This window comes from Paenibacillus agaridevorans, assembly GCF_003112455.1.
Classification (GTDB): domain Bacteria; phylum Bacillota; class Bacilli; order Paenibacillales; family Paenibacillaceae; genus Pristimantibacillus; species Pristimantibacillus agaridevorans.
This window is the reverse complement of record NZ_BDQX01000028.1, coordinates 126,471-151,205: the sequence shown is the minus strand read 5'-3', so window position 1 is coordinate 151,205 and position 24,735 is coordinate 126,471. Positions and strand designations below refer to the sequence as shown.

At 45.9% G+C, this 24,735-nt stretch carries 20 protein-coding genes; 19 read left to right on the top strand and 1 reads right to left on the bottom strand.

The genetic code is table 11. The features are described from left to right. The 17 genes from PAT3040_RS02045 to PAT3040_RS01960 form a co-directional block, all read left to right on the top strand. The coding region (locus PAT3040_RS02045; protein ID WP_146200335.1) for a phosphoenolpyruvate carboxylase at positions 1 to 763 on the top strand (763 nt) is incomplete at its 5' end. A gap of 478 nt (positions 764 to 1,241) precedes the next feature. Beyond that, on the top strand, positions 1,242 to 2,486 hold the full coding sequence (locus tag PAT3040_RS02040) for a S1C family serine protease (protein WP_108991352.1): 1,245 nt from the start codon (positions 1,242 to 1,244) through the stop codon (positions 2,484 to 2,486). Between the two features lie 335 nt (positions 2,487 to 2,821). Then, positions 2,822 to 3,388 carry an RNA polymerase sigma factor SigW gene (gene sigW, locus PAT3040_RS02035; RefSeq protein WP_087570670.1) on the top strand — a complete coding sequence of 189 codons (567 nt, stop codon included), beginning with the start codon at positions 2,822 to 2,824 and terminating at the stop codon, positions 3,386 to 3,388. Between the two features lie 94 nt (positions 3,389 to 3,482). After that, positions 3,483 to 4,130, top strand: coding sequence for a zf-HC2 domain-containing protein (locus tag PAT3040_RS02030; RefSeq protein WP_087570684.1), 648 nt, complete (start codon positions 3,483 to 3,485; stop codon positions 4,128 to 4,130). Positions 4,131 to 4,264: 134 nt separating this feature from the next. Beyond that, entirely contained in the window at positions 4,265 to 5,104 is an 840-nt protein-coding gene (gene cdaA / locus PAT3040_RS02025; RefSeq protein WP_108991351.1) for a diadenylate cyclase CdaA, read from the top strand. A gap of 3 nt (positions 5,105 to 5,107) precedes the next feature. Continuing rightward, positions 5,108 to 6,541: a CdaR family protein gene (locus PAT3040_RS02020; RefSeq protein ID WP_108991350.1), complete on the top strand. Its 1,434-nt coding sequence runs from the start codon at positions 5,108 to 5,110 to the stop codon at positions 6,539 to 6,541. 132 nt (positions 6,542 to 6,673) lie between these two features. Then, on the top strand, positions 6,674 to 8,017 hold the full coding sequence (glmM, locus tag PAT3040_RS02015; RefSeq protein ID WP_108991349.1) for a phosphoglucosamine mutase: 1,344 nt from the start codon (positions 6,674 to 6,676) through the stop codon (positions 8,015 to 8,017). Positions 8,018 to 8,679: 662 nt separating this feature from the next. Then, positions 8,680 to 10,512: a glutamine--fructose-6-phosphate transaminase (isomerizing) gene (gene glmS, locus PAT3040_RS02010; protein ID WP_108991348.1), complete on the top strand. Its 1,833-nt coding sequence runs from the start codon at positions 8,680 to 8,682 to the stop codon at positions 10,510 to 10,512. A gap of 208 nt (positions 10,513 to 10,720) precedes the next feature. Beyond that, complete coding sequence (locus PAT3040_RS02000; RefSeq protein ID WP_108991347.1) at positions 10,721 to 10,921, top strand: helix-turn-helix domain-containing protein; 201 nt, start codon at positions 10,721 to 10,723, stop codon at positions 10,919 to 10,921. A gap of 221 nt (positions 10,922 to 11,142) precedes the next feature. Next, positions 11,143 to 12,486: a hypothetical protein gene (locus PAT3040_RS01995; RefSeq protein ID WP_108991346.1), complete on the top strand. Its 1,344-nt coding sequence runs from the start codon at positions 11,143 to 11,145 to the stop codon at positions 12,484 to 12,486. Between the two features lie 98 nt (positions 12,487 to 12,584). Continuing rightward, a complete protein-coding gene (locus PAT3040_RS01990) occupies positions 12,585 to 12,869 on the top strand; it encodes a hypothetical protein (RefSeq protein ID WP_108991345.1) in 285 nt (94 codons plus the stop codon). Between the two features lie 544 nt (positions 12,870 to 13,413). Next, positions 13,414 to 13,851: a TnsD family Tn7-like transposition protein gene (locus PAT3040_RS39825; RefSeq protein ID WP_108991344.1), complete on the top strand. Its 438-nt coding sequence runs from the start codon at positions 13,414 to 13,416 to the stop codon at positions 13,849 to 13,851. A 151-nt stretch (positions 13,852 to 14,002) separates the two neighbouring features. Next, on the top strand, positions 14,003 to 14,224 hold the full coding sequence (locus PAT3040_RS01980) for a hypothetical protein (RefSeq protein ID WP_108991343.1): 222 nt from the start codon (positions 14,003 to 14,005) through the stop codon (positions 14,222 to 14,224). A 108-nt stretch (positions 14,225 to 14,332) separates the two neighbouring features. Next, entirely contained in the window at positions 14,333 to 16,741 is a 2,409-nt protein-coding gene (locus tag PAT3040_RS01975) for a type I restriction-modification system subunit M (protein ID WP_108991342.1), read from the top strand. Continuing rightward, positions 16,732 to 18,045, top strand: coding sequence for a restriction endonuclease subunit S (locus PAT3040_RS01970; protein ID WP_108991341.1), 1,314 nt, complete (start codon positions 16,732 to 16,734; stop codon positions 18,043 to 18,045). The genes PAT3040_RS01975 and PAT3040_RS01970 overlap by 10 nt, the downstream gene beginning before the upstream one ends. Next, complete coding sequence (locus PAT3040_RS01965; protein ID WP_108991340.1) at positions 18,042 to 21,095, top strand: type I restriction endonuclease subunit R; 3,054 nt, start codon at positions 18,042 to 18,044, stop codon at positions 21,093 to 21,095. Before PAT3040_RS01970 ends, PAT3040_RS01965 begins: the two co-directional genes overlap by 4 nt. A 1-nt stretch (position 21,096) precedes the next feature. Further along, positions 21,097 to 21,810: a M48 family metallopeptidase gene (locus tag PAT3040_RS01960; RefSeq protein ID WP_108991339.1), complete on the top strand. Its 714-nt coding sequence runs from the start codon at positions 21,097 to 21,099 to the stop codon at positions 21,808 to 21,810. A gap of 528 nt (positions 21,811 to 22,338) precedes the next feature. Here PAT3040_RS01960 and PAT3040_RS01955 read toward each other — a convergent pair. Continuing rightward, positions 22,339 to 22,755, bottom strand: coding sequence for a VOC family protein (locus tag PAT3040_RS01955; protein WP_108991338.1), 417 nt, complete (start codon positions 22,753 to 22,755; stop codon positions 22,339 to 22,341). A gap of 379 nt (positions 22,756 to 23,134) precedes the next feature. On the opposite strand from PAT3040_RS01955, the gene PAT3040_RS01950 reads away from it, so the two are divergent. Both PAT3040_RS01950 and PAT3040_RS01945 read left to right on the top strand, forming a co-directional pair. Then, positions 23,135 to 23,533: a RidA family protein gene (locus tag PAT3040_RS01950; protein ID WP_108991337.1), complete on the top strand. Its 399-nt coding sequence runs from the start codon at positions 23,135 to 23,137 to the stop codon at positions 23,531 to 23,533. 234 nt (positions 23,534 to 23,767) lie between these two features. After that, positions 23,768 to 24,724 (top strand): ABC transporter permease, encoded by a 957-nt coding sequence (locus tag PAT3040_RS01945; RefSeq protein WP_108991336.1) that lies wholly within the window; start codon positions 23,768 to 23,770, stop codon positions 24,722 to 24,724. Positions 24,725 to 24,735: the final 11 nt, after the last annotated feature.

The window sequence follows — 24,735 nt, the reverse complement described above, 5'->3', positions numbered from 1 at the left end:
GCTTGTTACGGCGGCGCGTCTGGCGAAGTATCCGCAACAGGAAGCAGAGGCGGAAGCCGAGTGGGATTCCATTGCACGCTCCATTTCCGATACGGCGCTTAACAAGTATCAGGATCTGATCTTCCGCGATCCGGACTTCCTGACCTTCTTCAAGGAGTCTACGCCGCTGCCCGAGGTTGGCGAGCTAAACATCGGCTCCCGTCCGTCCAAGCGGAAGAACAGCGACCGCTTCGAAGATCTGCGCGCGATCCCTTGGGTTTTCGCATGGACACAGAGCCGTTACTTGCTGCCTGCATGGTATGCAGCCGGTACGGCGCTCCAAACGTACGCGGGCGGCGACGAGTCAAAGCTCGCTACACTGAAAACGATGTACGAGCAGTTCCCGTTCTTCCGTTCGCTGATCGACAATCTGCAGATGGCGCTGGCCAAGGCCGATCTGCTCATCGCGAAGGAATATTCGCTCATGATCAAAGATCAAACCGTTCGTGATCGGATCTTCTCGCAGATCGAATCGGAGTACAATCTGACTTCAACGCTGATTTTGCAGATTACGGGACAAGACGAGATTTTGGACAACGTACCTGTCATCCAGGAATCCATTCGTCTGCGCAATCCGTACGTCGACCCGCTCAGCTACATGCAAGTGCAACTGCTGTCGGAGCTTCGCGATCTGCGAGCAAACGATGAGGATGATCCCGAGCTGCTCCGCGAGGTTCTTCTAACCATTAACGGGATTGCAGCCGGCCTTCGGAATACGGGCTAATACCCGATTCGTGCCTGATAGGCAAGATTTATCTTATAGACTCCAGACTAGCTGGCCGCGACTTTTGTCGCGGCTGGTTTTTTTGTTGTACGAGAAATGATGCGACTCCCTGTCTTGTGAACAAAAGGTTGAAAATTCTAACAGACACCAGGGACTCTATTTGTCCGTTTTTTGATCTCTCCCCAATCTAAAGGACAGGAACGACGTTATTTTGTCGTTATGGAGCCGCTTGGCGCTCTGATGATGCCGATAAGGTCGTCTGTGTCCGTTAGATTTTTAAAAACCTGAAAAATCGAGGAATAGTGTCATTTATGTCCGATAGGCAGTGAGTGACGTTGTTTTCGCGAAGCAAGAGCAGGAAATCATTTTAGGTAGCATTTAGGCTGGGTTAAGATTGGTTTAAGGAACATCCCTCATGATAGAGCTATCGGATAAGACGGCAGCAGCTCAGTCAATCTGACATGGGAGGGATACACATATGAGAGAATGGGATACTTACAAAAGCGGACAAGCACAGGGCGAGACGGGCAATAGCCCGGAATCGAAAGTCGATGTCAATGTTGAACATAGCACAAATAAGGATAACGATACAGCGTCAAGCAGGTATGAAAGCAGATATGAGTCGAGGGAGGCAAGGACAGAAGAAACAGAGTCAAGCGAGCACAAGACGACGGTACAAGCGACAGTGACTCACGCGGCACCGCAATTCGAAGCCTATTATAATGAAATTCGAAGCGCGAAGAGCTCAAAAAGCTCGAAGAAAAAAACGAAGATGAATCCGGCCTTGCCGATGATGGCGGCCTTTCTGGCTGGCGCGATTATGGTCGGCGGACTGTCCTACGCGGCCGATCGTGCCAATCTGTTTACGGGTGGCGTAACGGCGGGCCAATCGGCAGCCGGGCAAGCGGCAGGAGGTTATGCCGGGCAAGATGCGGGCTTATCCACGGCCTCTCTGAACCCGAGTGAAAATATTGCATCCGTATACGAGCAAGCGAGCCCGGCTGTAGTGAAGATCGAGAACTACACAGAGGTGCAGCAGCAATCGCGCAGGTTGAACGATTCTTTGTTCCAGGAGTTCTTCGGCGGCATGGGCAGCAGAGGAGGAAGCGGACAGGGGCAGGAGGGATCGCGCGGTCAAAGCGGGACTCAGGATGGCAACACCGGCACTGGCGAGCTCCAGCTGTCTGGCTCCGGGACAGGCTTTTTCTTCGACAAAGAGGGCTACATTCTCACGAACGAGCATGTTATTGCCGGCGCTTCCGAGGTAAAGGTGACGGTAGAAGGTTACGACGAGCCGCTGACGGCTCAGGTGCTGGGCGCAAGCTATGAGCTCGATCTGGCGGTGCTGAAGGTGGTGAACCCCGGTGGAGGCTCCTTCCCCGCTCTGAAGCTGGGCAACTCCGACGAGACAGCCATTGGCGACTGGGTGCTGGCGATTGGCAACCCGTACGGCTTCGATCATACGCTGACGACAGGCGTGCTAAGCGCCAAGGAACGTCCCATAACGATCCAGGGTGAGCAAGGCGAGCATGTCTACGAACATCTGCTGCAGACGGACGCTTCGATCAATCCCGGCAACTCCGGCGGTCCGTTGCTCAATGAACGGGGCGAGGTCATCGGTATCAACACGGCGGTAAACGCCGAGGCGCAGGGGATCGGATTTGCTATCCCAACGTCGACTATTCTCGAGGTTCTGGAAAAATTGAAAACAAACTCCTTGTAAGAGGTAGTTCCATCCAAAAGTGTCCGCTTTAATCATGAAGCATGTCAGCGAGGCGAGCCGTACCCCGGGGTGCGGCTTGCTTTCTGCTTTCTGCCGGGTGCTGGCTGGAGCGTTAATAAAACTTCCTTGTCTTCTTCTTAGGTCCGCCTCGTTAATTTTTGGACTCGAAAATGGCATAATTGGCGACATCGCTTGCTTTTTTGGAGCAGGTGGATTACCATTTTTGAAGGAGCGCGTGTTGGCGGGTTATTGACGCGGCGTATGAAGTCTGGACGTCGTCGGCTTGAAGGTCGGCGAAACCCCGGGCGGACCGGAAGTTTGGAGGAATAGACAAGGTGAATGTGCTGGAGAACCAGCTTGCGAGGTTGGCGCTGAAGGGCGACCAGCAAGCTTTCGAAGAGCTTGTGGAGCTGTATCAGGATAAGCTTTTCCATATGGCGTACCGAATGCTTAGCAATCGTCAAGAGGCCGAGGATGTCGTCCAGGAGACGTTCCTTCGCGTGTATAAGAATCTGGATCGGTTCGACGAAACGCTTAAATTCTCGACATGGATCTACCGAATTGCGACAAATTTATGCATCGACAGGCTGCGCAAGCGCAAGCCGACTTATTCTCTGGACGCGGAGTCCAGCGAGTACGAGGGGCTTGACGGGTATTCCATGATCCCGAGCGACAATCGCACGCCGGAGTCCGAGGTTGTTCTGTCGGATACGCAGCGAATTATCCATCAGGCTATGGAGACGCTGCCGCCCAAGTACAAGTCCGTCATGATGCTGAGATACATACAGGACTTATCCCTGCAGGAAGTTGGCGACATTCTGGGCATGCCCGTTACGACGATCAAAACTCGTGTCCATCGCGGACGTGAGTTTCTTCGCAAGAAGCTGGAACATCGACTGTGAACTTTTATTAAAAATATTTTTGAAACATCCCTCGGGATGATACGTATCCTATACCGAGATTATGAACAACAGCAAGAAGAAAGGACTGGCTGCTATGGAATGCAAAGTCGCCATCGTCAAAATTCACGAATATCTGGACGGCGAGCTTCCGCGCGAAGAGAAGGGCGCCCTGCACGAGCATATACTTGCTTGTCCGGATTGCCGAACTCGCTTCGAACAGCTGGAGAAGACCGATGCTGCGGCATTCCTGGCTCTAGAAGGAAGCCACGCTTCCGTCTCGGGTTATGATGCGCAAGCTTCGCAGGCTCTCAAGAACCGCATCATGTCTTCGTTGCCGAAGGGCAAGACCAAGAAGAGGAACCGCTTCGTCCGTATGATCTATCGTTATCCTGGACTGACCGCTGCCGCGGTGTTCCTGTTGGTTATGTTCACCAGCATGTTCGCGACCTGGCAACAGGACTCCAAGTTGATTGTCGCAGGCGAGGATCTGCAGCATGTTGTCATCAATGGCAATACCGTCATCGTACCGGAGGGTGTCTCGTTAATCGGCAATTTGACCGTGGAGAACGGCCAGCTCGAGGTGCAAGGCACCGTCAGCGGCGATGTTACGGTGATCGACGGCTCCATGGTTCTGGCATCGACGGGCCATATTGCCGGTCAAAGCCGCACGATCGACCAAGCGTTGGATTGGTTCTGGTACAGGGTCATATCGACATTTAATGGCGCTGCAACAACTCATTAACTACGGCTTCCCTCCCGGAGGGAAGCTTTTTTTTCAAATTTAGAGGAATTCCCATGCCAAAAGTAGAAAAACATACAGTTGAAATGCGATAATAGAGATATACGCAATTTCAGGCAGCAGTCGGGGGTGAACGCTTGAACTACTTTACGGATTCTACATGGCAGGATTGGCTGAAGGATATTATCGATGTAGGCATCGTGAGCTTTATTATCTATAAATTGATTCTGCTGGTTCGGGGAACGCGCGCCGTGCAGTTGCTCAAGGGCATCTTTATGCTTATCGCGACTTGGGCGATTAGTACCTGGCTCAATCTCTATACGCTTAAGTGGCTCATGAACCAGATGTTTACGCTCGGGATCGTGACCATAATTATATTGTTCCAGCCGGAGCTTCGTCGCGCATTGGAGCAGCTTGGGAGGGGCAATCTGTTTTCGCGTTCCAACAGTCCGGAAAAGACCGCGCTCAGCGAGCAGATCGACGAAATTATCCGTGCCGTGCAGCATATGGCGAAGCGCAAGATCGGCGCGTTGATCGTCTTCGAGCGGCAGACGGGTCTCAGCGAAATGATCGAATCCGGCATTGCGATGGAGTCGAAGATTACATCGGAGCTGCTTATTAATATTTTCACGCCGAATACGCCGCTACATGACGGGGCCGTTATTCTTCGCGGCAACCAGCTGATGGCTGCGGCCTGCTACTTGCCGCTTTCGGAAAATCCCTTCATAAGCAAGGAGCTGGGTACGCGTCATCGCGCCGCCATCGGCGTGTCCGAAGTGAGCGATGCGCTTGCGGTTGTCGTGTCCGAGGAGACGGGACAGGTGACGCTGTCGCTAAACGGCATGATCGTTAGGGACATTAACGAAGAATCACTCATCTCGAAGCTCTTTGAGGAGCTGACTCCCAAGGCGAGCGGCCGGGGCAAGGACGGCGGCGGAGCCGCCAAGTCCCCGTTCTGGAAGCGGAAGGGGGTATAGAGGATGGATAAGTGGCTAAATCATCCGACAGCACTAAAGATCGTATCCGTCGTGCTGGGGCTCATTCTGTTTGCAATGGTACATATCGATCCCGAGACATCGCCGCAGACGACGGCTTCCAGCGTCGATACGAAAGTGATCGAAGCGGCGACCATTGTGCCTACGGGGCTGGATCAATCGAAGTATGTCATGACCGCTATGGAGCCGACCGTCACGAAGCTCGTCGTGGAGGGCAGCATCAGCAAACTGCTGGCGGCATCCACCGACGATTATGTCGTGAGCGTCGACCTGACCGATGCGAAGCCGGGACCGCAGGAGCTGCCATTGACAGTCAAGCTTCCGCGGGGCATCAAGGAGGTCCAGCTCTCTCCGCGTACTGTCGTCGTGCAGATCGAGGAGATCGTCACCAAGTCGTTCGACGTGCAGATCATTACGGAGGGCGAGCCGGCAGAAGGTTATGTAATGGGTACGCCTTCGATATTGACAGAGAATGGAAGCTCGGTCGAAGTGACATTGCCGAAGGATGACATGGAGCGGGTCGGCGTCGTTGCCGTCACGCTGAACGTGCAGGATGAGGATAAAACCGTCTCCAACAAGAAGGCCAAGGTGGTCGTATACGACTCCGAGGGAGTCGAGATTACGGGAGCGTTCGTCACGCCAAGCACGATACATGCGGAAGTGCCGATTACGCTGCCATTCAAGCAGGTGCCGCTGCAAATTCGTTACAGCGGCACGCTGGACGACAACCTCAGTCTGGTGTCCGTGAGACCGACAATAGAAAATATTACGGTCTACGCCCAGCAGGACAAGCTGGATACGATCCAGGTTTATGACGGCGCGGTGCTGGATCTCAGCAAGGTTAAGGAATCCGGCAAGATGAAGGTGAAGGCAACGCCGATCGACGGCATTCAAGCCGTGTCTCCTGGCGAAATCGAGCTTGACGTAGTCGTTGAGAAGACGGCGACGCGCACGCTCGACAATTTGAGGATATCGGTAGTCGGCGCGCCGGCCGGAATGAAGGCTGTAATGCGTACGCCGGAGAGCGGACGGATGAGTCTGCAGCTATCCGGTGCGGAAGCCGTGCTGGCGGACGTAAAGGAAACGGATGTCGTCATCACCGCTAACGTAGAAGGACTCGCACCGGGCGTACATACCGTACCGCTGGAGCTGGAGCTGCCTCCGTATATTGAGGCTGTATTAAACGATGGACAACCCTTGACGGCGTCCATCGAGATCGTGGATGAGTCAGCGTCGTCCGGCGGCGGCGAGACCGAACCGCCGGAGGATATCGAAGTTGGCGGTACGCCGACCGAGACGCCGGATCCCGGAGAAGAGAATTCCAACAATAGCGGCGGCAGCGGCAATGAAACGGCTGAAGAAGGCGGAGCAAGTGGCGGGGATGGCAGGAATACCGGCACGCGCTCGTTGACCACATAAAAATTCATAAATAACCAAGCTTGCGGGATGCCATAGAGGAGCGATTCTCGACGTTTTTGTCACCGTCTAGGCGCTTGCTGCGTATTCGTATCAGGAATGCACCATTATTGTACTTAAAGGAGAACAGGAAATATGGGGAAATATTTCGGAACCGACGGCGTTCGCGGCGTCGCCAATAGCGAATTAACGCCAGAGCTGGCTTATAAGATTGGCCGCTGCGGCGGTTATGTGTTAACGAGAACGGCAACGGGCCAGCCGAAGGTTGTCATTGGCCTCGATACGCGAATCTCCGGACCAATGCTGGAGTCCGCATTGATCGCGGGCTTGCTGTCGATCGGAGCGAACGTCGTCCGGCTTGGCGTTGTATCGACGCCGGCGGTTGCTTATTTGACAAAGGAGCTGGAGGCCGACGCAGGGGTCATGATCTCCGCATCGCATAATCCGGTTGAAGATAACGGCATTAAGTTTTTCGCGGGAGACGGCTTCAAGCTATCCGACGATACGGAGCTGGAAATCGAAGCGCTGATCGATGCGGAGCAAGACGAACTTCCTCGCCCCGTGGGCGTTGAAATCGGCACGTTGACGACGGACGAAGGAGCGAAGAAGCGTTACCTGGACTACTTGAAAACGACGATCGAAGGGGGCTTTGGCGGCCTTAAGATCGTGCTTGACTGCGCGAACGGATCGGCATACGAGCTTGCCCCTGCCGTATTCCGCGAGCTTGGAGCGGATATTACGACGGTCGGCGCGGAGCCGGATGGCCGCAATATTAACGCAGGCGTCGGCTCGACTCATCCCGAATACTTACGCGAGAAAGTGCTGGAGCTTGGCGCCGATCTCGGCCTGAGCTTCGACGGCGACGCCGACCGGCTGATCGCGATAGACGACAAAGGCGAAGAAGTCGACGGCGACTTCATTCTGTGCATTATCGGCGATCGCCTTAAGCGCGAGGGTAAGCTGGCCCATGACACGGTCGTGACGACGGTGATGGCGAACATCGGCTTCTTTAAGGGAGCCGAGAGCATCGGCCTTAAGACGGCGCAGACGGCTGTAGGCGACCGCTACGTGATGGAAGAGATGCGCCGCGGCGGCTATAACCTGGGCGGAGAGCAATCCGGCCATGTCATCTTCCTCGATCATATTACGACGGGCGACGGCATTCTGACCGCGCTGCAGCTGGTGGATACGCTGGCGGCATCGGGCAAGAAGCTGAGCGAACTGAAGGGTCTGATGCGAAAGTACCCGCAGAAGCTTGTTAACGTTCGCGTCGCGGACAAGAGCTTGTACAACGGCAACGAAGCCATTTTGGCTGCCGTTAAGCAAGTTGAGGATGAGCTCGGCGATAACGGCCGCGTACTCGTCCGTCCATCGGGCACGGAATCGTTGATCCGCGTGATGGCGGAAGGCCCGGACAAGGAGCAGGTAGAGGCTTACGTCGACCAGATTGCCAACGTGGTAAAGAGCGCTTTGGGCTAAACATATCGAAAGTTGTCGATTAATGCGGTTGACACGGCGGCAGCGAATTTCCGTTACGGATATTCGCTGCCGGCTGCGCCGTTCGTTTCTCGTCATTTTCAGAAAATGGTTGCGCGGGCAGGATAAAATGAATATGATAAGACGTAGGCTTCCATTCAAGAAGGAAAGAGAGGGCAGAGGTTACTCCAGATTGATAAGCGCCAGAGCTTGCGTGATGAAGGCTGATGTACTTGCTGACTTAGAGTAGAGAGCATGGACCAAGCTTCATACGGAAAGCTGACGAGGTGAAGGTGTTCGAAATTTCGGCGGGGACCTTCCGGTATATAGCGGCCAACCGAAAGCCGATACGCAAAACGATTGGGCGACCAATCCGACAAACGTACGGCGGGCTGCAGCAAAATGAAAAATTCGCTCCCGAGTGTCCAGGGGTGCCTCCTGTGAGGAAGGCGCGGGCAATGGGGTTGGTTTTGTCGCACTTATTTTTTCGTAATCATAGAGATCGTGATAAGGTGCATGGCCGGATTCGAAATTCGGGATGGCGACCTTCTCTTCGAATATGCTTACTTTGAGGAAATCATAAGACAACTTCATAATTTGCCTGTGCCGCCTTGGTTGGCATCCGTCTGGACGGGGAAATATACCGTTAGCGGAGGTCTATTCATATGTGTGGAATTGTAGGATATATTGGTAATCGCGGGTCGCAGGAAATCTTGCTTGAGGGTCTAAAGAAGCTGGAGTACCGGGGTTACGACTCGGCAGGCATCGCCGTGTTTACGGACAAAGGGCTGGAGATCAAAAAGTCGAAGGGCCGTCTCGCCATGCTGGAGGATAAGTTGAAGGGAGAGCCGCTGGAAGGCTCCGTCGGCATCGGGCATACGCGTTGGGCAACGCATGGCAAGCCGTCTGACGTAAACTCCCATCCGCATACGGACAATTCTTTGAAATTTTCGGTCGTGCACAACGGCATTGTCGAGAATTATCTGGATCTGAAGGATGAGCTCATCGCCAAAGGGCATGTGTTCGTATCGGAGACGGACACGGAGGTCATCTCCCATCTGGTGGCTGACGAATACAACGGCAACATTGTCGAGGCTGTACAACGCGCGGTAAAACGGATGCGCGGCGCGTTCGCGCTTGGCGTGCTGACGGAATACGAGCCGGAGCGGCTTGTAGCCGTACGTTTCGCAAGTCCGCTCGTTATCGGCATCGGCGAAGGCGAGAACTTCATTGGTTCAGACATTCCCGCCATTTTGGAGCATACGCGCAATGTGTATATTCTGAACGACGGCGAAATGGCTGTTCTGACACGTAATGGTGTCGAACTGATGACGACGGATGGCGATACTATTTCCAAGGAAATATTCCATGTCGATTGGGATCTGGTAACTGCGGAGAAAGCCGGATTCGATCACTTTATGCTGAAAGAAATCTACGAGCAGCCGAAAGCTTACCGCGACACGATGCTCGGCAGAATCGCGGATGACGGCAAGTCCGTCCATCTCAAAGAATTGTCGATGACGGATGATTATATCCGCTCCATCCGCAAAATTCATATCGTCGCTTGCGGTACGGCGTATCATGCAGGCTTGGTGGGAAAATCGGTCATCGAGACGCTGGCTCGCATTCCGGTCGAGAACGACGTCGCTTCGGAATACCGTTACCGCTCGCCCATTATTACGCCAGATACGCTTGTCATCGTCGTCAGCCAATCCGGCGAGACGGCCGACACACTGGCCGCTCTGCGCGAAGCGCAGAAAAACGGCGCTCGCGTGCTCGCGATCACAAACGTGGTCGGCAGCTCCGTCGCCCGCGAGGCGAACGATGTCATTACGACTTGGGCGGGACCGGAGATCGCAGTCGCATCGACAAAGGCATACACGTCGCAGTTGATCGCATTCTATCTGCTGGGCCTGCATCTGGCTCGCGTGGCGGGTACGCAGGAGCAAGCCGCGGTCGAGGAGATTATCGCAGGTTTGCATGCGCTGCCTGAGCAAGTCGAGAGCATTTTGGAGCAAGCTCTGCTGCTCAAGCAAGTCGCCGAGTCCATGGCTCATCACAAGAGTCTGTTCTTTATCGGCCGCGGCGTCGACTACGCTGTCGCTCAGGAAGGTTCGCTCAAGCTGAAGGAAATCTCGTATATCCATTCCGAAGCTTACGCCGCCGGTGAGTTGAAGCATGGCACGCTCGCGCTGATCGAAGACGGCGTACCGGTCATCGCCCTGGTGACGCAAGAGTTGCTATACGAGAAGACGCTTAGCAACATTAAGGAAGTGAAGGCGCGCGGCGCTCACGTGCTTGCGGTCGCGAACAGCGGCTTCGAAGACGAGGTCGCGAAGTCTGTCGACGAAGTATTCTCGATACCGAAGACGCTGCCGATTTTGTCGCCAGCTCTGGCTGTTGTGCCGCTGCAGTTGCTGTCGTATTACGCCTCGCTGGCTTTGGGGCATGACGTGGATAAGCCGCGGAATTTGGCTAAGAGTGTTACGGTTGAGTAATGATTAAAGAAAATAATTTGTCGATTGTTCGCTGACATTAAAGTTGGTGCCTATACAATAATGTTGGTACTTAAACAATAATGTCGGTGTTTTTACAACAAAGATGGCGTCCACTGATAAAAAACTGTGGACCCAAAGTGTGGGACCACTAACTAGAAGGGCAACCAGAAACAACTCTGGTTGCCCTTTATTAAAGGACGAATAAAAAATGGCGGATTCAATCGGTCAAAAAATAAAGAAAATCAGAAAAGCGAACGATATGAGCCAAGTAGAATTTTCATTAGGCTTGGGCATCTCGCAAGGTCGTTTAAGTGAAATTGAGAAAGACATCACTAAACCTTCAGCAGAAACGCTAATTGCACTTCGAAAACGATTTAGTATAGATCTTAATTGGCTGTTAGATGATTGACTCTTAACCTAGGACGTGTATCGCATAAATTTATAAGAATATAGTAAAATATGTATTATTAAACGAACTGAACTATTTGAGGAGACTCCTAGTCATATTATACACCTAAAATTTCTCAATCATCAGAATCTAAACCTACCTCGTCCTGAGGCGAATATACCGAATTTCGTTACAGCCGGCTTAAGCTCGATCTGAGTGTTAGGGGAAGGGGGAAAGGTATATTGGATTACATGGAATTTACAAACCTATACATGAAGACGGGTAATTGGAAGCAGCAATGGAATGGAGAGAAGTTAAATAATGAAAGAAAAAAGCTTAAAGGTTTAATTAGGAAGCTAACGAGTAGCTCCATATTTGAAGCATTGCCTTTCGATCGGCTGAAGGAAGAAGAGAAGTGCAAATTACTTTATCATCTTCTTTATCAGACGCCAGAGAGAGAAATTATTTCGAATATGCAAAAGAGCGATATCAATCGAGACTATAGAGGCTTTATCATTCCATCAAAGGGAGATTGGACATCTGAGGAGGAATGTAATGCCGATTACAAGATAAAGGAATTGCAGCTGCGGAACAGAGAGCTAATTCGCCACTTGGTTGTTGATACCGAGAGGACAGAAGCCGTAAAAGAACTCAGATATACCAATGAACAGATACGCAGATTACTGTACTTATTTCGAAGTCTTCGGTGTTTCGAAAATTACATCGATTACGTGACTGACGGTATTATGCAGTGGATCAATTACCAAGTTGTATGGAAAATGGATATCGACGATGCTAGTCGTGCTCTTGTACGGTTTATGGATAAATTAGATGAGTTATCAGAATTAGCTGATAAGCAGCTTGAGAGATGGGGGAAGGAGCAGAAATCCTCTGGAAAACTAACAGCCAAAGAGACAAGTGGGGTGTTTGCCTCCTACCTAGCAAAAAAGGGAAAGTTTTACGAGTACAGCAACGTTCTTAACATTCTGATAAAAGAAGTAGAAGAGGACAACAAGAAATCAGAATCTAATCGGCAATTCGGTCATGTTGCACCTCATTACTATGCTCCTAAGGAGCTGGTAAACGATTATGAAATCGATCAAGCGGCTTCTTTGATTACAGAAGGAAAGCCGGTTTACGATTATCCGAATAAGCTAAAAGAGACCAGAGAAATAATTCGATTATTTAATGAGTATGGAGGCCGTGAATGTTATCCGAATTCCCTTCAGGATATCAAGGTCTATTTCCGTGAGTTCTTCATGAGCAAGGTAGGATACCGTGGCAAGAATGCCATGAGCATAATTAGGGACTACGTTGAAGAGATAAAGTGTAATGATGTTAAACCTTTCGTGGACAAAGCTCATTATCTATTTGTACGTGAGAAGATATCCCGGGGTTATTTCAGGGAAAAGGGCAAACTAGATTTATACATCCAAAAAGCAAAGGTACACCAGAAGCTCGACAATACGGTTCTAAAACTGTATCAGTTTTATGATTATGAATGGATGATGGATTTCCTCTACGAATTAAACGATCACCTATTTGCGATTATCCATGAGACGAGTAATGAAGTTCAGGTTTTTTAAAAAACTCATTCCGTGAATTGTGGTGAGCTGGGGCCTATACTGGGAACTACAGTGCAACATGAATTGCTCAAGTTCTAAGTTTCTAAGGAGGAAAACCAGTGTTTAACCGCAGTGAAATCTACAACATGGTGCTAGCAAAGCATATCGGAATTGAGTGGGACGAGCAAGACAACTTGGAGGATGCGTACCATACTTACAGTAATCTGTCATCTTCAAAGCAAGCTCAATTCGACAGCGCGATTTCTAAAGCTTTAAAACAATGCAAAGACGACTTCAACAGCTTCCCGAAACAGCACCGGACAAAGATCGATATGGAGTTAACTTCGGAGACGCAGGCTGCCATTATGGAAAAGCTCGAGTCGATTTTCAAAGGATTCATCTAGACTGTATTAGCCGGCCGGAAAGTTTGAGAGAAGACCCGAGCAGCTGATTTGAGCTGATTCGGGTCTTCTCTATTAAACGGTTGATGTCGGTAGACAAGAACATTCATTCATAAAGACTCGCGCTCTGTCAGAATTTCTTTCAAGAGTTTAACGAACAACTATCTTTGAATATAATATCCGAAAACGGATATAAATATAATTATTCTAATAAGTTAGGGGGAATGAAGATTATGGGTTGGAATTGAGATCACTCTTCAGGATCGGAAGAGTGACGGAAAAGGCATCTATTTTCAGGATCGATTTTATTCTTGCTCAAGAGCTATTAGTGATAGGTGGTTTGAACTAGCTAATGAAATTGGCCCCTGCCCAGTGGTAGTTCTTTAAGAACCAGATCTTATAGAGAGTATCTTTATCTCTTGCCACGGTGAAAACATTTTATCCAAGACATAAACATGAGATGCACACATTGAATAGTGTTTTAACGCAGAAGGAAATTTAGCTATTACAAGATGAAAATACAATCAATTCGGATATTAAATTCTTCGTGGCGCAACAAGCTCATCAACTACTTTATATGATATTCAAGCCGAGGGGTCTTGAACAAATAAGGCAATATTATGTTTCTAAACTTCAACAAAGAGACTTGGCGAACACATCAAGGAGAATCAAATGGCCTGAACTTATTGCTCAATTTAATGCGCACTACAATAAAAGTTATCCTAAAAACGTAAATAGCTATATTCATCCTGAGAATGAGCACTCCTGGCTACACAAATTATTGCGATCGCCAAGAGTTACTTGCCATCCGTTACGGCATATATTGGTTCTTGGTTTTTTGAATGAATCGGTGGGTTCATTACTGTATAATATAAGTGTTGACACTGACCATCAACAGAAGAAAAGTACAGAGTCACAAAACAAGATTGTTTCGATTTATGAAGTAGCAAATCATCGAATTGATTGGAACAGTCGAAATGTATAAATTGCAAATAAAGTGAGAGAAGCTGCTGAAGAAATTACTAGCATCGAGTATAAATTAATAAGAGTAATCGTGACAGAAATCGGAAAGCGGGTTGGGATTCAAGCGCTCCTAACACGAAGCACTACATAAGTTACCGAGGACACAGGAGGCTTTGTCTACGGCAGTCGCATCTACTGAACAGTTTCAAGTTAGGAGAATAAAAAAGGCAGTAAACACATTGAATAATAAGCAATATAATGTCCAAAGCTGGAAGGTTAAAAAAGTAGCAGGACTGAAGGATAAGTTTGGACAGAAGTTCGAAGAATTAATTACACAAGAGATAATGCTGCAAAGTGATAATGGAGGATTATTCAGTGCAGCTGTCGAAAAATAATACTAGTGAATCGTAGGGACGCGTGTCCGAATATTGGGCGCGTGTCTTTTAATGATTATGGAGTCAGTTCCTACAACAATTTGATTATTATCCGGAGGAGTACTTCTTATGGCGCTGAAAAAGTCTCAATTATATAGCTCGCTTTGGTCGAGCTGTGATGAACTAAGAGGAGGCATGGATGCTAGCCAGTACAAGGATTATGTGCTGGTAATGCTGTTCGTAAAATATATAAGCGATAAATTTGCCAATGAACCTTATGCTGCAATAACAGTGCCCGAGGGCGCCAGTTTTAATGACATGGTTGCCTTAAAAGGTAAACCTACTATTGGTGATGATATAAATAAAAAAATCATCGGTCCGATCGCTGAAGCAAACAAGTTGTCCGATATGCCTGACTTTAACGATGTAAATAAACTTGGTAGCGGCAAAGATATGGTCGACCGTCTTACCAACTTGATTGCCATTTTTGAAAACAAAGCGCTCGACTTCAGTAAAAATCGTGCAGAGGGTGATGATATTCTAGGCGATGCCTACGAATATCTGATGCGCCATTTTGCTACTGAAAGTGGTAAAAGCAAGGGGCAATTTTATACACCTGCTGAAGTAAGCCGTGTTATGGCGAAAATAGTTGGAATTAATAGTTCAAACTCCAGCACGTCGACCACAGTGTACGATCCAACCTGCGGTTCGGGTTCTTTGTTGTTAAAGGTTGCTAATGAAGCGGATAAAAATATATCGCTTTATGGTCAAGAAAAAGATTCGGCAACATCAGGCTTAGCTCGAATGAATATGATTCTTCATAATAACACGTTGTCAGAGATTAAACAGGGTAATACTCTTGCCAATCCTCTATTTACCGATGAGAACACTGGTTTAAAAACTTTTGATTATGTTGTTGCAAATCCACCCTTTAGTGATAAGCGTTGGAGGAATGGAATCAATATCGAAAGCGATCTGTACGAAAGATTTAAAGATTATGGTGTTCCGCCTGCTAAAAATGGTGATTATGCGTATCTGCTTCATATTGTTCGCTCATTAAAGAGCGGCAAGGGTAAAGGTGCCTGCATCCTGCCGCACGGTGTTCTTTTTAGAGGGAATGCAGAGGCTGAAATTCGCAAAAATCTAGTTCGAAAAGGATATATCAGAGGCATCATTGGATTGCCGGCTAACCTCTTTTATGGGACTGGTATCCCGGCATGTATTATTGTACTTGATAAGGAACACGCTACTAGCCGCAAAGGTATTTTTATGATTGATGCCAGCAAAGGATTTATGAAAGATGGAAATAAAAATCGTTTGCGAAACATGGATATTCATAAAATAGTTGATGTATTTAATAAGCAGACCAAAGTAGAAAAGTACTCACGAATGGTATCTTTCAACGAGATTGAAAAAAATGAATATAATTTGAACATTCCTCGGTATATTGATAGCCAAGAAGCTGAGGATATTCAGGATATTGAGGCGCATTTATTGGGAGACATTCCTAATACTGATATTGAAGCTTTGAATGATTATTGGGAGGCATTTCCGACTCTAGAACAATCTTTGTTTGGTAAATGCTTAAGGGACCGTTATTCAACACTTATCGTAAACAAAGATGAAATAGAGCAGACTATTTTCGAACACTCGGAATTTAAAGGGTTTACTAAGGAAATGAACATTATACTTTCCGAGTGGAAAAAAAGAAGTATCAATTACTTGAAAAGGTTAAATATTGCTGTTAATCCTAAGTTGGTTATTTTCGAACTCTCTGAAGAGCTGTTAGAGACATACGCAGATAAGGCTTTAATTTCAAAATATGATGTATATCAGCATCTTATGGATTACTGGGACGACGTGATGCAAGATGACTGCTACATAATCTCAGCTGATGGCTGGAAAGCCGACACATATCGAATACAGGTAGAAAATAAGCAGAAGAAATTAGTTGATAAAGGCTGGGCCTGTGACCTTATCCCGAAGGAGTTAGTTATTAATCGCTACTTCTTTAAAGAGAAGCAAGAAATCGAAGTAATGGAAGCTGAAGGTGAATTTTTATCTGCTCAACTTACCGAAATGGAAGAAGAACACGGTGGGGATGAGGGTTATTTTGCTGAACTCGAAAAGGTGAATAAAGGCAATGTCAAATCTCGTTTAAAAGAAATTATAGATGATCAAAATTCGAAAGAAGAAATCGAAGTGTTAGAAGCATACCTAGAAATAATAGAAAAACAATCAATGATTTATAAAAACATAAAAGATTCCAGCGTTAAACTTGATAGTAAGTTATATGCAAAATATCCGACATTTTCAGTCGATGAGATTAAAACCCTTGTCGTAAATGATAAATGGATGACTACTATTGAACAAAAAATTAATACTGAAATAGAAAGAATTAGCCAACTATTGGCTCTAAGGATAGTAGAGTTATCGGAACGTTATGAAACTCCACTTCCTATCTATCTTGAAGAAGCCAAAGTGTTAGAGATGAATGTAAACACTCATCTAGAAAGGATGGGTTATGTATGGGGTTGAAAACCGGTTATAAACAGACTGAGGCAGGAGTAATACCCGTTGATTGGGATGTTTCGATTTTAAATGAATTAATTGAAAAAGATCGAACCATTAGGTATGGAATAGTGCAACCTGGAAGATTCGATCCGAATGGTAGGTATCTAGTACGAGGGCAGGACTATTCATTTGGATGGGTTGATTCTAATAAGTTATTCAAGGTTTCCGAGCAGGTTGAATCACGCTACAAAAAGGCAAGATTAAACAGTGGGGATATAATAATTACTATTGTTGGTGCTGGTACAGGCCATGTAGAAATAGTCCCGATTTGGTTACAAGGTTCAAATATCACTCAAACAACTGCACGAATACCAATTGACTCACGCTCTACAAACGCTAAATTTTGTAAGTATTATTTGCAATCATATGAAGGGAAATCTCAAATTTCCCTTCATATTAAAGGTGCAGCTCAGCCTGGTTTGAATGTAAAAGATGTAAGAACATTTAAGATCCCCCTGCCTTCAAGCCTTGATGAACAAAATGCAATTGTGAGTGTAGTTTCCAATGCTGAGAACTTAATTCAATCGTTAGAAAAAATTATCAACAAAAAACAGTTAATTAAGCTAGGAGCTATGCAGGAACTACTAGTCGGTAAAAAGAGACTTCAAGGGTTTGATAAGCCAGGGAAATTCATAGATACACAATTCGGGAGATTTCCAAGTGGATGGGAAATAGCTTCAATTGGTGAGTTGTTAGACTTTAAAAATGGGTTAAATAAAGCAAAACACTTTTTTGGTAACGGCAACCCTATAGTTAACTATATGGATGTTTTCGATAACCCTGGATTATTACAATCGGATATAAATGGAAAAGTTGACGTCACGCAAGATGAAATCAGGAACTATAAAGTAAATAAAGGTGATGTATTATTCACTAGAACATCTGAAACTGTTGAGGAAATTGGTCTATCATCGACTATACTTGAAGATATACAGAATGCAGTATTTAGTGGATTTGTTCTTAGAGGAAGACCTAAAAATGAGAAGTTGAATTTAAACTACACAAAATATTGCTTTAGATCTGAGATTGTGAGAAAACAGATCGTTTCAACTTGCTCATATACAACCAGAGCATTAACAAACGGCAAACTTCTGTCAAAAGTTTATATTCCTTTCCCTGCTTCATTAGAAGAACAAGCTGCCATTGCAAGTGTGCTAACCGATATGGAAAATGAAATCAATGCCCTTGAAATCAAACTCGCAAAATACAAACAGATCAAACAAGGTATGATGCAAAACCTCTTGACTGGGAGGATCAGGTTGGTATGAGTAATGTCGGGCAAAGTGAACGGGAATCCCAAAATCGTATCGTTCAGTTATTTCGGGACGAACTGGGGTATACCTATCTCGGAAACTGGGAAGAACGCTCAAACAACAGCAATATTGAAGAAGGGTTAGCTACAGCATTTCTTAAAAAAAGAGGCTACAATCAGTCCCTCATTTCAAAAGCATTATATAATCTCGGGGTAGCAGCGAACAATTATAACGAAAGTCTGTATACCAATAATAAAAAAGTCTATGAATATCTAAGGTACGGAATTCAAGTAAAGGTCGATGCTGCTAATAATTATCAGACTGTACACTTTATCGATTGGGATCACCCTGAAAAGAACGATTTTGCCATTGCAGAAGAAGTAACAGTGTATGGTAATAGGGAAAAACGTCCGGACATTGTAATATACGTAAATGGTATAGCCATTGGAGTCTTAGAACTCAAGCGAAGCACAGTATCCATTGGAGACGGTATTCGCCAAAGTATAGTTAATCAAAAGAAAGAGTTTATTGGCCGGTTCTTTTCGACAATTCAATTTGTATTTGCGGGAAATAATACCGAGGGTTTACGCTACGGAACAATAGGTACTGCAGAGAAGTATTTTTTGAATTGGAAAGAGGATATTGAAGATACTAGTCGCCTTCAGCTCGACAAATATCTGATCAAGATGTGCAAAAAAAATCGGCTAATTGAATTGATGTATGATTATGTGTTATTTGACGGCGGGGTAAAAAAGCTTCCTCGGGTACACCAATATTTTGGGATTAAAGCAGCACAGGAGCACGTTCGTCGTCGTGAAGGGGGCATTATTTGGCATACTCAAGGAAGTGGCAAGAGTATTGTCATGGTTCTCCTTGCTAAATGGATTCTGGAGAACAACCCTAATGCCCGCGTAGCAGTGTTCACAGATCGTGACGAATTAGACAAACAAATCGAGCGTGTGTTTAATGAAGCTGGAGAACCGATTAAACGTACCTCTAGCGGCAAGGATCTAATGGCACAGCTTGCTCAAGCTAAGCCACGACTCCTTTGTTCCCTCGTGCACAAATTTGGTAAAAAAGATGTGGACAACTTTGAAGAGTTTATCAAGGAACTGAAGAGTCAACCTTCTCAAGCAGTCGGAGAGTTATTTCTTTTCATAGATGAATGTCATCGTACTCAAAGCGGGAAGCTAAATGAGATCATGAAGGCAATGTTGCCAAATGCAGTTTTTATTGGCTTTACGGGGACACCGCTGCTAAAAGCAGATAAAAAAACTAGCATCGAAGTTTTTGGGAAGTATATTCACACCTATAAATTCAATGAAGCAGTTGAGGATGAAGTCGTATTAGACTTGATTTATGAAGCCCGTGATATAGATCAGAAAATTTCCTCTCCGCAGCGAATTGATGCTTGGTTTGACAGTAAAACTAGAGGTTTAAATGACTTTCAAAAGGCGGAGCTCCGAAAAAAATGGGGAACCATGCAAAAGGTATTAAGTTCGCGCTCCCGCATGGATCAAATCGTCAACGATATTGTTTTTGATTTCAGTATTAAGCCGCGACTTAGTTCACAGACGGGAAATGCTATTCTTGTTGCATCTAGTATTTATGAGGCATGTCGATATTTCGAGCTTTTTCAGATAACTGAATTTAAAGACAAATGTGCCGTTGTAACTTCGTACAATCCAGTTACTCGGGATATTACGACAGAGGATACAGGGGCTAACACTGAAACAGAGAAACAATATATTTACAACACCTATGTTGAATTATTGAAAGATGTTTCTGTAGTAGCCGGCAAATCAAAAACGGAGACATATGAAGATTTGGTCAAAGAGAAGTTTATGAAAGAACCGGCCAATATGCGTCTCCTTATTGTCGTCGATAAGCTTCTGACTGGCTTTGACGCCCCTAGTTGTACGTATATTTACATTGATAAATCTATGCAAGACCATGGATTGTTCCAAGCCATTTGTCGGGCAAATAGGCTTGATACTGAGGACAAACAATTCGGTTATATTGTGGATTATAAGGACTTGTTCAAAAAGGTTGAGAATGCTGTTGCCGTATACACTTCGGAACTAGCTTACGACGATTTTGAAAAAGGCAAATGTGATATCTTGCTCCAGGACCGGCTTAAAAAAGGACGCGAGCGCCTGGATCAAGCCATCGAACTACTGGAACTGCTCTGCGAGCCAGTAGAAGTACCTAAAGGTACTCTCGAGCATATTAGATATTTTTGCGGAAACACCGAAATCCCAGAAGAACTAAAGGCTAGGGAGGTTCAACGAACAGCCTTATATAAAGGTACCGTTGCTTTTGTCCGTGCTTATGCAGCAATTGCGGATGAAATGGAAGCAACCGGCTACACCAAGCATGAAATAGACAAAATAAAAAGACTACTCGAGCATTATTTGAAGTTGCGGGAAGAAATACGCAAGGCTAGTGGGGAATCACTGGATTTAAAACCTTACGAGGCCGATATGCGGTTTTTAATCGATCATTACATACAAGCTAATGAATCTGTTAATATAACTCCTTTTGGTGACTTGTCTCTGATTGAGCTGATTGTAAAGACGGGCATCTCTGATGCGGTTGACGGTTTGCCTGATGGGATTAAAGGCAACAAAGAAGCAGTGGCTGAAACAATTGAAAATAACGTCAGAAGCAAGATAATAAAGGAGCAATTAATAGATCCGGCATTTTATGATGAGATGTCAGTCCTTCTAAATGCAATTATTAAAGAACGAAAAGAAAATGCTCTAAACTACGAGGCTTACCTGAATAAGATTGCCGAGCTTGCAACGCGGGTGCAAACAGGTAAAAATGAACAAACATCAAATGAATTGAATACTCCAGCTAAGAGAGCTCTTTTTAACAATCTAGGGAAGAATAAAGACCTGGCCATAGCAGTGCATGATGCAGTTTTAAAGTGCCGTCCGGATGGGTGGCGCGGGAATGACGCCAAAGAAAAGGTTATTAAGCGCGGACTTTATGAAGTTCTAAAGGGTATCTCAGAAGTGGAAAGAATTTTCCCAATCATAAAGGAACAGAAGGAGTACTGAAATGGAACAACTGCGACTTGGAGAATTGGTTATCGATGTTGAACAAAAGGACATCAAAAACATTCATCTAAGTGTATACCCTCCGACCGGTAAGGTCCGTATCGCTGCGCCTTTGCGAATGGACCTTGATACCATCCGGGTTTATGCTCTATCCAAAGTGAGCTGGATTCGAAAACAACAAGCAAAACTCAAAGGACAAGAACGTGAAGCACCCAGAGAATTTCTGACCAGGGAGAGCCATTACTTTAGAGGGAAACGATATCTACTTCAAGTAATTGAATTTGATGCACCGCCAAGGGTTGAGTTACAGCATAGCAAACTTGTGCTTTATGTCCGTCCCGACTCAACGTTTGATAAGAAACAAGAAGTATTAGAAGAATGGTACCGTGTCCAATTGAAAATACATGTTGCTGACCTCATTGAAAAATGGGAGAAGATAATGAATGTTAAAGTTAACGAATTTGGAATAAAGAAAATGAAGACCAAGTGGGGCACATGTAACCGGGAAGCACAACGAATTTGGTTGAATCTAGAATTAGCCAAGAAACCACCTGAATGCCTTGAATATATTGTTGTTCATGAAATGGTTCATTTGCACGAGCGAAATCACAACGACCGATTTATTGCCTTTATGAATCAGTACTTGCCTAAGTGGCAGTTGTACAAGGAAGTCCTTAACAGGTTACCAGTTAAGCAGGAAAGTTGGGTTTATTGAAAGACAGTAAAATCTCTATTAGATTGAAAATGCAGAAGAAGCCAACTCAAATGGGTCGGCTTCTTCTGCGTATTCAACTTTAACTAACCTTCATGCTCGTATTATGAAAGGATTACCCATTACTAATATAGAATAAAAAAGAGGATAGCAATTTTGAAATCCCAGTCATCTGGAGGCAATATGAAAACATTACCTACAAAACATTTGTCTGCTAGAGTGCCGTAGCATGAGAACAAATGGAATGGAACGATTTGCTGCAATGCATTAGATAACTCCTTTTGTCGAATTCTCCCGAGAGTCGATACGGGTAAGGACCCTTTATTTGAACAAGATAACGAAGGTAATTGTCCTTGTAGGCAAAATTATAAAGAACCGTTGATTTGAATAGGTTTCTCAAATACCAACTTTAATGTCACTGAACACGATTTACCCATCATGAATGAAAACTAATCATCGCGAAAAAGACGCCGAGGAAGATGCCGGCGTCTTTCTTTATGAACCCTAGTACGAACGTGATCTCCGTTAGCCTTAACCTTGTGCCGCATCCATGTTCATGTAGTTAATGGCCCACAGATGGCCGTCCAAGTCCACGAAGCCCCAATGATACATGAACCCATGATCTTCAGGCTCAGCGTGCAAGTTTCCGCCCAAGGAGACCGCGGTATTCACGATTTCATCGACCTTTTCCCGACTCTCGAAGGCCAATGCGATCGTCATCTGCGCATACTTGCTCGTATCGACGGATTCCCTCTCCGTGAGCGTATTAAAGAATGCTTGATTGATTAGCATGACCTGCAGGTTGTCGCCGATCACGATGGCTACCGAATTCTCATTATCAGGAAATTGCGGGTTGAGCTCGAATCCAAGTCCGGTGAAGAACGCTTTCGATTGTTCTACGTTTTTTACAGGCAGGTTGAAGCTCGTGAATGCGGACGTTAATGCCATCTTCAAAACACCTCTTCGTCAAATTTGTTTGTGTTCATTTATGCCTTCGTTTATATAGACGACAGCCGCTCCGGGAATTCATCGGTCTCATGGATCCCGATCGGATCGCGACAACCAGTTAATTACACAGCCTGCCGGCGAGATCCTGCAGTTAAATCTTATTTTATTAAAAACTATAATACTTATGTATCATATTACTTCAAATCTATAAAGAAAGGAGTATCCAATCCATGAAGAAAAAATCTTTAATGTTTATATCTTTTGGATATGGATATTCGACTGCCGTTTTTTTCTAAAATTCATTTTACGGGTGAAGTCTGCCCAAAGATGGACGTTAAATATGGCAGTGAATCTCTTATAGAATGCGAGGTAATTAAACATGGACAAGTCGTTTATATCCAGAAAAAACCCAGCAGGTATGTATCACCCCGTTGGCAACTATACGCATATAACCAAAATCCCCAGAAATTCAGAGTTATTTGTAACTTCCGGTCAAATTGGGGTGGATAAAAATGGGGAGATTCCAGAGGGTCTGAACGAACAAGTAAAAAACACTTTTGATAATATCCGGAAATTGTTAGTTTCTGAGGAACTGACATCTGAAAACATAATCAAAGTAAATATATGGGCAACTAAAAAAATGGATTGGGATTACCTCTATGAAGAGTGGGGGAAAATGTTTAGTTGTGATTATCCGGCAATGACGATTGGATATATTACTGAATTAGGACTGCCAGAGATAAAAATAGAAATTGAAGTATGGGCTGCTAAAGTATAGTGCAGGTTACTTCATCAAAGTGATCTTCCCATGACGGCAACTGACCATTCGTTCAGCTGCCGTTTTTTTTTTTTGAATGTTGTCATTTAAATTCGCTTACAATCGTGCGATCGAAAACGCATTCATTTTTAAAAAAAGGATTGACAGTCATAGGCACACGCTATAAAATACAGGTAAAATACATGTTCAAATAACGATCAAAATTTACGAAAAGCGAGGAGTGCTGAGCAAGTAATGATACGAACAACAGTCCCGGTTCAGGGAAGCACGAAGTCGCGAAGCGCATGGAGAAGAATAGGTCTGCGGTTGTGGAAGGAACGTTACGTTCATTTGCTGATATGGCCAGGCATCTTATATTTCCTTGTGTTCCGCTATCTTCCGATGGCCGGTCTTGTAATCGCATTCAAGGATTTCAACCCGTTTGCAGGGATATGGGCGAGCGACTGGGTCGGCTTTGCCCACTTCGCCCGTATTTTCGAAGATGATGAAGTTATAAGAGTGCTCTGGAACACGATCAATATCGCGCTTCTGCAAATTTTAGTCGCATTCCCGGTATCGATTGTGCTTGCGCTCATGCTCAATGAGGTGCGTAACGGCACATACAAGCGATTTGTGCAATCGATGGTTTACCTTCCCCACTTCTTGTCATGGGTCGTCGTTGCGGGGATTTTCACCGTATTCCTGCGGGGAGAAGGTCTGATTAACACCGTGCTGGGCTCATGGTTCGGGATAGAGGCCATCCCGTTTCTGACGGATCCCGCGTTCTTTAAGCCGCTTATCACATTGCAGATCATCTGGAAGGAATCCGGATGGGGCACGATTATATTTCTGGCCGCGCTGGCCGGCGTCAATACGAGTCTTTATGAAGCAGCCGTTATCGACGGCGCCAATCGCTGGAGGCAGCTATGGCATATTACGCTCCCGTCCATTCGCGGCGTCATTGTAATCATGTTTATTATTCGTTTGGGCAACGTGCTAGACCTGGGCTTTGAGCAGATCTTCCTCATGCTTAATCCATTTAATATGGATACCGGCAACGTCCTTGATACTTATGTGTACTTCAAGGGGATTCAGCAAGGCGATGTCAGTTTTGCGACAGCGGTAGGCATGTTCAAGGGCGCCGTCGGCCTCGTGCTCGTGGTCATTGCAAACCGGATCGCCAAGCGGTTCGGCGAAGATGGACTGTATTAATTCTAAAGAGA